This window comes from Acidocella sp. MX-AZ02 (assembly GCF_000306035.1).
GTDB lineage: Bacteria > Pseudomonadota > Alphaproteobacteria > Acetobacterales > Acetobacteraceae > Acidocella > Acidocella facilis.
In genome coordinates, this window is record NZ_JH976210.1 from 155,505 (window position 1) to 165,488 (window position 9,984).

7 protein-coding genes are annotated in these 9,984 nt (G+C 64.7%); 6 read left to right on the forward strand and 1 reads right to left on the reverse strand.

Annotated features, from left to right (window positions below; all coding sequences use genetic code 11):
• The 3 genes from MXAZACID_RS15410 to MXAZACID_RS15420 all read left to right on the forward strand — a co-directional run.
• Window positions 1-554, forward strand: a 554-nt coding sequence (locus MXAZACID_RS15410) for an efflux RND transporter periplasmic adaptor subunit (protein ID WP_008495421.1), incomplete at its 5' end; no start/stop codon positions are given.
• Complete coding sequence (locus MXAZACID_RS15415; protein WP_008495422.1) at window positions 551-3,592, forward strand: efflux RND transporter permease subunit; 3,042 nt, start codon at window positions 551-553, stop codon at window positions 3,590-3,592. The genes MXAZACID_RS15410 and MXAZACID_RS15415, both read left to right, overlap by 4 nt.
• A gap of 230 nt (window positions 3,593-3,822) precedes the next feature.
• Window positions 3,823-4,857 carry a YncE family protein gene (locus MXAZACID_RS15420; protein ID WP_008495423.1) on the forward strand — a complete coding sequence of 345 codons (1,035 nt, stop codon included), beginning with the start codon at window positions 3,823-3,825 and terminating at the stop codon, window positions 4,855-4,857.
• A 48-nt stretch (window positions 4,858-4,905) separates the two neighbouring features.
• Here MXAZACID_RS15420 and MXAZACID_RS15425 read toward each other — a convergent pair whose 3' ends face one another.
• Entirely contained in the window at window positions 4,906-5,796 is an 891-nt protein-coding gene (locus tag MXAZACID_RS15425; RefSeq protein ID WP_008495424.1) for a MurR/RpiR family transcriptional regulator, read from the reverse strand.
• Between the two features lie 141 nt (window positions 5,797-5,937).
• Between MXAZACID_RS15425 and MXAZACID_RS15430 the strand changes: the two genes are divergently transcribed.
• The 3 genes from MXAZACID_RS15430 (at window position 5,938) to MXAZACID_RS15440 (ending at window position 9,838) form a co-directional block, all read left to right on the forward strand.
• Entirely contained in the window at window positions 5,938-6,546 is a 609-nt protein-coding gene (locus MXAZACID_RS15430) for an ATP-binding cassette domain-containing protein (RefSeq protein ID WP_008495425.1), read from the forward strand.
• Window positions 6,543-7,340, forward strand: a complete 798-nt coding sequence (fetB, locus tag MXAZACID_RS15435) for an iron export ABC transporter permease subunit FetB (RefSeq protein ID WP_008495426.1) — start codon at window positions 6,543-6,545, stop codon at window positions 7,338-7,340. Before MXAZACID_RS15430 ends, fetB begins: the two co-directional genes overlap by 4 nt.
• Window positions 7,341-7,522: 182 nt before the next feature.
• On the forward strand, window positions 7,523-9,838 hold the full coding sequence (locus MXAZACID_RS15440) for a TonB-dependent receptor (RefSeq protein ID WP_205619831.1): 2,316 nt from the start codon (window positions 7,523-7,525) through the stop codon (window positions 9,836-9,838).
• The last annotated feature ends 146 nt before the right edge of the window (window positions 9,839-9,984 follow it).

Sequence of the window (9,984 nt, forward strand, 5' to 3'; positions counted from 1 at the left end):
CCCCGGCGGCAGGCCTGATCACCGCGCTGCCGGCCACCCCGGGCGGCAGCCTGCCGGCGGGCAGCGTGCTGGTGAAATCCGTGCCGCAAAGCGGGCTGGTGGCGCAGATCGGACTCGAGCAGAGCCAGGCCGCCCAGCTGCAGCCCGGCGATGACGCGACGCTGACGAAGCTGAATGGCGGCGCCCCGGTGGCCGCCCGTGTGGTTGGCATTGCCGGCGGGTTGGATGCGCAGACCGGGCTGATCGACGTGACGCTGCGCCCCGCCGCCCCGGTGACGCTGGGCGCACCGGTGCGGGTGCAGATCCAGGCGGGGCAGCTGGAGGGCGTGCAGGTGCCCAACGAGGCCGTGCTGCGCGATGAGAAAGGGCTGTATGTGTATCAGCTCGATGCCAAGGGGATCGCGCATCGGGCGGATGTCGAGCTGCTGCAGCAGGGGGCCCGGACCAGCGTGCTGGCGGCCAAGGGGCTGAATCCCGCCTGGAAGATCGCCACCCAGGGCGCCTACCAGCTCAGTGACGGCATGCAGACCGCCACCCAGGGGGCTGGCTCGTGAAGTTCAGCGCCTGGCTGGACCGGCATCGCCGTTTCGTTCTCACTTTGGCCGCCGCCTTGGCGCTGGCCGGGCTGAGCGCCGCCATCTCCTTGCCGATCGGGCTGTATCCCGACGCCTCTTTCCCGCGCGTGCGCGTCACTGTCGATACCGGCAGCCAGGCGGCCTCGCAGATGGTGCTGGCGGTGACGCAACCGGTGGAGCAGGCGGTGCGCGCGGTGCCCGGCGTGGTCAACGTGAAATCCGTCACCTCGCGCGGCTCGGCGATGCTGACGGTGGATTTCGCCTGGGGCACCAACATGCCCACCGCGATGCTGGGGGTGAACGCGGCCCTGGCGCAGACCGTGCCCAGCCTGCCGCCAGGGGTGAGCTACAATGTTCTGCAGATGCTGCCGAACGTGTTTCCGTTCATGGCCTATGCGCTGACCTCCCCCAGCGTCGGCCTGGTGAAAATGCGCAACCTCGCGAAATACCAGCTGGTGCCGCTGCTCTCCGGGGTGAAGGGCATCGCCCATGTCCAGGTCCAGGGCGGCGATACCGGCGAGGTCGAGGTCTCGGCTGATCCGGCGCGGCTGGCGGCGGCGCATCTCACCCTCACCGATCTGGTCAATGCGATCTCGGGTGCGGCCAGCCTGCAATCGGTCGGGCGGATCGAGGATCATCAGCTGCTCTATCTGCTGCTCACCAATAACAGCGTCAGCGGCGTGCGGGATGTGAAGAATATCGTGCTGCGCGCCGGCCCTGGCGGGGTGCTGCATGTGGGGGACGTGGCGCAGGTGAGCCAGGGCGTGGTGCCGCAATTCCTCGGCGTCGATGCCGACGGCAAACAGGCGGTGACCTTGCTGCTCTACCAACAGACCGGCTCGGACATGGTCGCCACCGCCAAGGCCGTCGATAAGGCGCTGGCCGGGTTCAAGGGGCAGATTCCGCCCGGTGTCAGTGTGAGCAAATGGTACGACCAGAGCACGCTGGTGCTGGCCGCGGCAGGCTCCGTGCGCGATGCGATCCTGATCGGCATCGTGCTGGCCGCCGGGGTGCTGTATCTGTTCCTGCGCAATGGCCGGATCACGCTGCTGGCCATCACCATCGTGCCGGCCTCGCTGGCGGCGGCGGTGATGGTGCTCTCGATGGCCGGGCTCAGCTTCAACATCATGACGCTGGGCGGTCTGGCGGCCTCGGTCGGGCTGGTGATCGACGATGTGATCGTGATGATCGAGTTCATCGCGCATCGCAGCGGCCATCCCGCGCGCGGCGCCGGGCGGTTCTGGGTGTTGCAGGCGGGGAGCGCATTTTTGCGGCCGCTGACCGGCTCCTCCGCGGCGACGCTGATCGTCTTCGTGCCGCTGGCCTTTCTCTCCGGCGTCACCGGCGCCTTCTTCAAGGCGCTGTCGATCACCGTGGCCTCCACGCTGCTCGCCTCCTGGCTGCTCACCGCTTTGGTGGTGCCGCTGCTGGCCGCGACCCTGGTGGATTTCGACCGCTGGACCGACCCCGGCCAGAATGGCCAGGGCTGGCTCGGGCGCACGCATGAGCGGCTGCTGAACCGCTTCCTCACCCGGCCGGTCCTGCTCGCCTTGCCGGTGCTGGGGCTGGTGGTGGTGGGCTATCTCTCCTACAGCCACGTGCAGACCGGCTTCATGCCCTCGCTCGATGAAGGCGGGTTCGTGATGGATTATCTCACCGCCCCCGGCACCTCGCTGGCCGAGACCGAGCGCGAGATGCGCGAGATCGAGGCGATCCTGCACAAGGACCCCGCCGTCGCCAGCTATTCGATGCGCGCCGGCGCCGGGTTTGGCGGCGATCTCGCGGAATCCAACAAGGGCGATTTCGTCATTCGCCTCACCCCGCTCAGCCAGCGCGCCAATATCGATGTGGTGATGAACCGCATCGCCAATGAGGTGACGGCGAAGGTGCCGGGCGTGCAGATCGATCCGCATCAGCTGATGTCCGACGAGCTGGGCGACATGACCGGCACGCCGCAGCCGATCGATGTGCGCCTCGCCGCGGCCGATCCGGCGGCGCTGGAAGGCGCGGCGCAGCGCGTGGCGGCGGCTTTGGGCAAGATCCAGGGGGTGGATTCCATCGATGACGGCGTGGTCCCGGCGGGCGATGCCATCGAGATCCATGTCAACCAGGCCCGCGCTGCGGCTCTGGGGCTCGATCCAAGCAAGGTCGCCGCGATTCTGCAGACCGCGATGGCAGGCACGGTGGCCGCGACCTTCGAGGGCAACAACCAGCTCACCGGCATCCGCGTGCGCGCGCAAGGCGCGGCGGGGTTGAACACCACGCAGCTGGGGCAATTGCCGATCCCGACGCCGGCCGGCGCGCTGGTGCCGCTCTCCAGCATCGCCAGCTTCTCCATCGCCTCCGGCCAGCCGGAGATCACCCGCGAGGATTTGCAGCAGGTGGTGGATGTCACCGCCCGGCTCAACGGCACCGGGCTCGGCGCCGGCATCGCCGAAGTGAAAAAGGCGCTGGCCCAGCCTGGTATTCTCGGCAACGGCGTAACCTACACGCTGGGCGGGCTCTACAAGCAGCAGCAGATCGCCTTTGCCGGTCTGGTGCGGGTGTTCATCGCCGCCTTGCTGGCGGAGTTCGTGCTGCTGCTGCTGCTCTATGAGCGCTTCGCCTGGGTGGCGGCGATCATCTGCACCTCGCTGCTCTCCACCACCGCGGTGTTCACCGGGCTGTTCCTCACCGGCGTGCCGCTGAACATCACCGCGATGATGGGCATGGTGATGATCGTCGGTATCGCCACCGAGATGGCGATCTTCTTCGTCTCCGAGGCGCAGCATCTGCTGGAGACGCTGCCGCCCCGCGAGGCCTTCGCCACGGCGGCGGCAAACCGGCTGCGGCCGATCGCGATGACGACGCTGGCGGCGATTCTGACGCTGCTGCCGCTGGCGCTGGATCTCGGCCAGGGGGCGGGGATGCAGCAGCCGCTGGCGATTGCCATCATCGCCGGGCTGCTGGTGCAGTTTCCCTTGGTGCTGCTGGCGCTGCCAGTGCTGCTGCTGAAACTCACCAAGGCCCGCGCCTAGAGCAATATGTGTTTAGCTTGATGCTGGCGCGTCAGGATAAACATATATTGCTCTCGTATCGTGGTTCTGAAATCTACTTATTTCAGAACCATGAAATTAGAGCGAGATGGGTTTACAGCCGCCCGCTCTGGCTTTTCTTTGGCGAGCCTTCTCATCTGTTGATCGTGACGCCCCAGCCTCAAGATAAACAGATAGCGCGCTCATTTCTCCATCGCTCAAAAGGATTTGATATGCGACATCTTTGGCAAGCCGGATTTGCGGCGCTGTGCCTCTCGACCGCCTGCGCGCCCATCGCCCATGCCGCCGCGCCCGCCTACAGCCTGGCGCAGAGCATTCCGCTCGGTGGCGCCGCACATTGGGATTATCTGCATTATCACGCGGCCACCGGGCAGCTTTTCATCGCCCATGGCAAGGCGGTGAGCGTGGTGGACATGGCCTCCGGCAAGGTGCAGGGGAACGTGACCGGGCTGGACGATACCCATGGCATCGCCTTCGACCCCGCCACCGGCGACGGCTATACCGACAGCTCCGGCACCAGGACGCTGTCAGAATTCGATCCGGCGACGCTGAAGGTTATGAAGACGCTGCCGTCGCTTGAGGATACTGACGGGATGGTGTTCGACGCCGCCAGCCATGATATTTTCGTTGCGGCGGGCGATTCCCAGGCGGTGCTGGCGCTCGACCCGGCCACCGATCAGGAGACCAAGATCGATCTGCCCGGCAAGCCGGAATATCTGGTGGCCGATGGGCAGGGCCGGCTTTACGTGGCGCTGAATGACAAGAACCAGATCGCGGTGGTCGATACCGAGGCGAAAAAACTCGTCACCAGCGACGCGCTGCCCGGTTGCGCGGCGCCGACCGGCATGGCGATGGATACCGCCACGATGCGGGTTTTCGCCAGCTGCCAGAACGGCAAGCTGGCGGTTGTGAACGCCAAGACCGGCGCCATGGTGGCGCTGCTGAATATCGGCAAAGGTTCAGACAGCGCCGCCTTCGATGCCAAGCGGCACCTGGTGTTCAGCGCCAACAGCACCGGCACGCTCTCCGTCATCCGTGAGATCGACGCCGACCATTACCAGGCGCTGGCGCCGGTAAAGACGCAGATCGGCGCGCGGACGATGGCGCTGGATGAGGCGAATGGCGATGTGTTCCTGGTGACCGCCACGCCGCAGGGCAAGGGCAAGGTGAAACATCCCGGCTTCGCGCCGCGCTATAATTTCGAGCCGGGGACGCTGCGGCTGCTGGTCTACAAGCCGGCGTCGTAAAGCTTTTGTTCCAGGTGCCGCTTTTGAAAAAAAGCGGCACCAAAAATTCTACCCCAGCGCGTCGCGCAGCGTGCCAAGCCGGGCGAGCGTCCGGATGGTGCGGTTCTGGTTGGCAATCGCCAGCCCCATCACCAAGGCTTCCAGAATGATCAGCGTGGCGCCGTGCAGCGCCACCCGCTCGGTGCGGCCGCGCCGGGCGGTGATCAGCCCTTGCGCCAACTTCGCCAGTTTGGTGTTGGGGGTGTCGGTCACCAGCACGATCTTGGCACCCGCCTTGTTCGCCTCGCTCGCCGCCAGCAACACTTCCTTATAGGGCTTGCCGTAAGAGAGGATCAGCAGCCCGTCCTGTTCCGAAAGATCCAGCAGCTCATCGGCCAGGCCGAGCCCGCCCTGGCCGATGGTCTTGCAGGCCTGGCCATGGCGGCCCATCAGCAGGCGCAGATACTCCGCCAGCAGGCGTGACGGGCCGGCAGCATAGATGACAATCCGCGCTACCCCGCCCAGCAGCGCGATCGCCTCATGGATTTCCGCGCGCGCCGCCGGTTCCTGCAGCTGCGCCAGTGATTCCATATGGGTGTCGATGACCAGATCCGCGGCCGAGGAGCCCTTGCCCTCCAGATCCTCGAAGGTCTGGCGCATATGCTGCAAAGGGGCGGCGGATTTGCCGATGGCGGCGGCGATGCTCTGGCGCAGCTCCGCCATGCCCTGAAAGCCCAGCGCCTGCACGGTGCGGATGACGCTGGCGTCCGAGGTGCCGATCATCGCCGCCAGCTCCGCCGCCGAATGGGCAAGGACCGCGACCTTGTTGCGGTCAAGGTAGTGGGCCACGCGTTGCATCGCGGGCGGCATGGCAGCCTCGTGCGCGGCGAGCTTCGAGGAAAAATCATTGGCCGGCAGAGCGTTTAGGGCGGATGTCGGGGGGGGGCGGGAGGCTTTCATCAAAACGTCAATTCTGTAGTGGTTGCAAGGCGGGTGGTGGTTATGTAGCAAATGCTACTGAATGTCCTACCTGATCTTCCGGCCTGTTTCCAGCCTTTCGCCTGTGACAGTTCCGTCTCAGCCCTTGTCAGCGGGCGTGGCATGAGCGGCCCCTTGCTTGCCGTCAACGGGCTGCGTGGCCTGGCCGGCGGGCCATTTGCGCTCACCCTGGCGCGGGGCGAATGCGTGGTGATCTCGGGCGCCTCGGGGATCGGCAAGAGCCTGCTTTTGCGCATGATCGCGGATCTGGACCCGAATGAGGGCCAGCTCAGCCTGGATGGTGTCAGCCGCGAGGTGATGCCCGCCCCGCATTGGCGCCGCCAGGTGATGTACAATCCGGCGGAGCCCGGCTGGTGGGCGGAGCGGGTGAGCGCGCACATGGCCCCGCGTGAGGCCGCCCTGGCGCTGCTGCCGCGCCTGGGCCTGGCCGAGGCGCTGCTGGAGGCGCCGGTTACCCAGCTTTCCACCGGCGAGCGCCAGCGCATGGCGCTGATCCGCGCCATCATCCGCCAGCCCCGGGTGCTGCTGCTCGATGAGCCCTCCTCGGCGCTGGATGAGGCCACGGCGCTGAAGATGGAAGCCTTGTTCGCTGAGCTGACAGCCAGCGGCATGGGGCTGCTGGTGGTGACGCATAATGAGGCGCAGGCGGGGCGCATCGCGCATCGGCGCTATGAGATGAGCAATACCGGCCTGTGCGAGCGCCCGTTATGAACCCGATCGACCTGACCCCGGCCAGCCTCGCCATCACCTCCGGCCTGATCCTGATCTGCGCCCTGCTGTCGCTGCTGCTCGCCTTGCGGGTGCATCGCGCCTTGCTGATCGCGGCGCTGCGCATGGTGGTGCAGCTGATGCTGGTCGGCTTCGTGCTGCGGCTGCTGTTCGAGCGCTCCAACCCCTGGCTGACCTTGCTGGCGGCGCTGGTGATGGCCTCGGCCGCCAGTTACGAGGTGGGGGCGCGGCAGGATTACCGGATGCCCGGCCCCTGGCAATATCTCACCACCGGCACCGCCATCGGCATCTCCTCGATGATCATCGCGGTGCTGGCGCTCACCACCGCGCTGCGGCCCACGCCCTGGTATGCGGCGCGCGAGGCCTTGCCGTTGATCGGCATTTTGCTGGGCAATGTGATGAATGCGGTGTCGCTGGCGCTGAACAGTTTCTACGGCACGGTGGGGCGCGAGCGCGCCTCCATCGAGGCCCGGCTGGCGCTGGGGGAGGGGCGGTTCGTGGCGCTGCACGCGGCCTCCAGCCGCGCCATCCGCACCGCGCTGATTCCCACCATCAATGTGATGAGTGCCGCCGGCATCATCACCCTGCCCGGCATCATGACCGGCCAGCTGCTCGCCGGCATGGACCCGATTTCCGCGGCGAAATACCAGATTCTGCTGATGTTCCTGATCGTCGGCGGCAATTGCCTGGGGGCGTTCACCGCCGTCTATGCCGCGATATTCCGGCTCACCGACCAGCGCGAGCGGCTGCGCGCCGACCGGCTGAAGAGTCGCTGAACTGCAATAAAAGAATCACGAAGTAGTAAAACAACCAAACAGATAAATTTAGTAGTAGCCGCTACATCAAAATCAACAGGAAGGTTTCTGTGATGTCTGTCTTCTGGGGATCGCGGGCGCGCGTGGCGCTGCGCGGCTTTTGTTCCATGCGCAGCCTCTATATCGGTCTTGCCGCAAGCGCAATGATCGCGCCGGGTGCGATGGCGCAGAGCGCCAACACGCCGGTCAATCTGGATCTCGGCTCGGTGCTCGCCACCGGCACCGACAATCCCGCCAATCTGGTCAACACCAAGGGCACGGCCCCCTATCAGTCGCCCTCCAAGGCGCCGCTGAACTCCACCCAGCCGACCTCGCTGGTGGATAAGCACACGGTGGATAATCTGCTCACCGGCACCGAGAGCTACGCGGACATCGCCCGGCTGACGCCCTCCGTCAGCAACATCAATCCGAACGGTCCCGGCCTCTCCGAGACCTCCGGCCCGACCATCCGCGGCTTCCAGGATGGTGAGTACAACGTCACGTTCGATGGCATCCCCTTCGGCGATTCCAACGACTTTACCCACCACTCCACCTCCTTCTTCACCAATTCGCTGATCGGCCAGACCATCGTCGATCGTGGCCCGGGCCAGGCGGAGACGGTGGGCGATGCCACCTTCGGCGGCACCATCTCGCTGCGCACGATCAACCCGCTGCCGACGCCGACCGCGACGCTGAACAGCTCCTATGGCAGCTACAACACCTCCGATAACAGCGTGCGCCTGGATACCGGCGCGATCTCCTCGCTCAACGGCGCCTCGGCGGTGTTCGAGGCCGAGCATATGCAGAGCGATGGCGCGCTGAGCTATTCCGGTCAGCAGCGCACGAATTTCTTCGGCAAGGTGGTGATTCCGCTGAGCCCGCGCACCACCCTGACCCTGATGGCCGACCATAACCAGCTCTATCAGAACCCGGTCTATGGCGCGACGCTCTCGCAGATGGCGACCCAGGGCTGGAACTATAATCTCAGCGGCAATCCGAATTCGCAGAACTATTACCGCTTCAATAACGACCATATCACCACCGATATGGAATATGCCGACCTGCAATCCGCGCTGGGTGACGGCTTCCTGTATGACGGCAAGATCTACACCTACGCCTATTACCATCACGACCTGAACGGCGACGACACCAACGACACCAATGCCGACGGCGTTACCCAGGCGGTCTCCGCCGGCGCCGTGCCCAACGAGGTGGTGCTGACCCCCGGCGGTGCCGCGGTGGCCGGGATTCCGGGCCAGACCTTCATGATGGATTACCGCTCCGTCGGCACCATCCAGCGCCTGCAGAAGGATTTTGGCTGGGGCGACATCAAGACCGGCTTCTGGTTCGATCATCAGGTGAATAGCCGCTTCGTGCAGAATGTCTCGCTGACCAACGCCAACGCGGTCAATTACGATCCGCTGGACAGCAATGGCGGCAAGGGCATCAACACCACCACTGGCGCGCAGTTGCCCGGTTATGACAATGCCAATGGGTCGATCGAGCGGCTGCAGCATAACCAGCTCTACACCTTCCAGCCTTACGGCCAGGTGGATTGGCATGTCACCGATAAGCTGACCCTCACCGGCGGCCTGAAATGGGCCTATTTCCGCCGCGCGCTGAACGCGCAGGTGAACCAGAAGACCGAGCTGCCGACCGGCTACACGCATGATTACACGAAGCTGCTGCCCTCCTTCGATGCGAAATACGCCTTCTCGCCGAACCTGACCGGCTATGTGCAGGGCGCGGAAGGCTTCCTGGCGCCGAACCTGAACACCTTCTACACCACGGCGCTGACCACCGAGAGCGTGAAGCCGGAAAGCACCATCAATTTCCAGACCGGCCTGGCCTATCAGGACGCGCATTGGGCGGTTGGCGGGGATATCTATAATATCCACTTCCAGAACTACATCGCCTCGCGGACGATCAACAAGCAGAAGTATTATTATAACCAGGGCGGCGTGATCTATCGCGGCATCGAAGGCGAGCTGGCCTACAGTTTTGACAATGGCATCACGCTGTTCGGCAATGCCGGCTACAACCAGGCCTTCAAGACCTCGAGCGAGGTGAAGATCACCCAGGCGCCGCAAGGCACCGCGAATTTCGGCGTGATCTACGAGCATAACGGCATCTACGCCTCGGTGCTCGACCAGTGGACCGGCGGCGAATATAGCGGCAATAACGGCACCAACATCGCCAACGGCCAGGCCGAGGGCAGTGCCGGCGGCGGCAAGTCCCCGGGCGGCTGGTATGATCCGTACAATGTCGTGAATGTCGCGCTGGGCTACACCTTCAACCACGACAATCCCCACAAGGACCCGATCAAGGTGAAGCTGAACCTGGATAACATCACCAACCAGAAGCAGATCATCTTCGATAACGGCACCAATGGCGCTGGCGACCTGCTCTATCTGCGCCTGACCGGCTTCTCGGCCTTCGCCTCGGTGAGCGTGCCGGTTGGGTTCGGCTCCTCGCTTTAAAATTGTTTCCCCTGGGAAGCCCGCCGCGCGGCGGCGGGCTTTTCGCCGTTTTGACTCCAATTTGTCACACTTCCTGGCATCGCCTTTGTTGTATCGGCCGCTGCAGAAGGAGAATTTTTCATGTCCATCAAATATATCGTCTACCT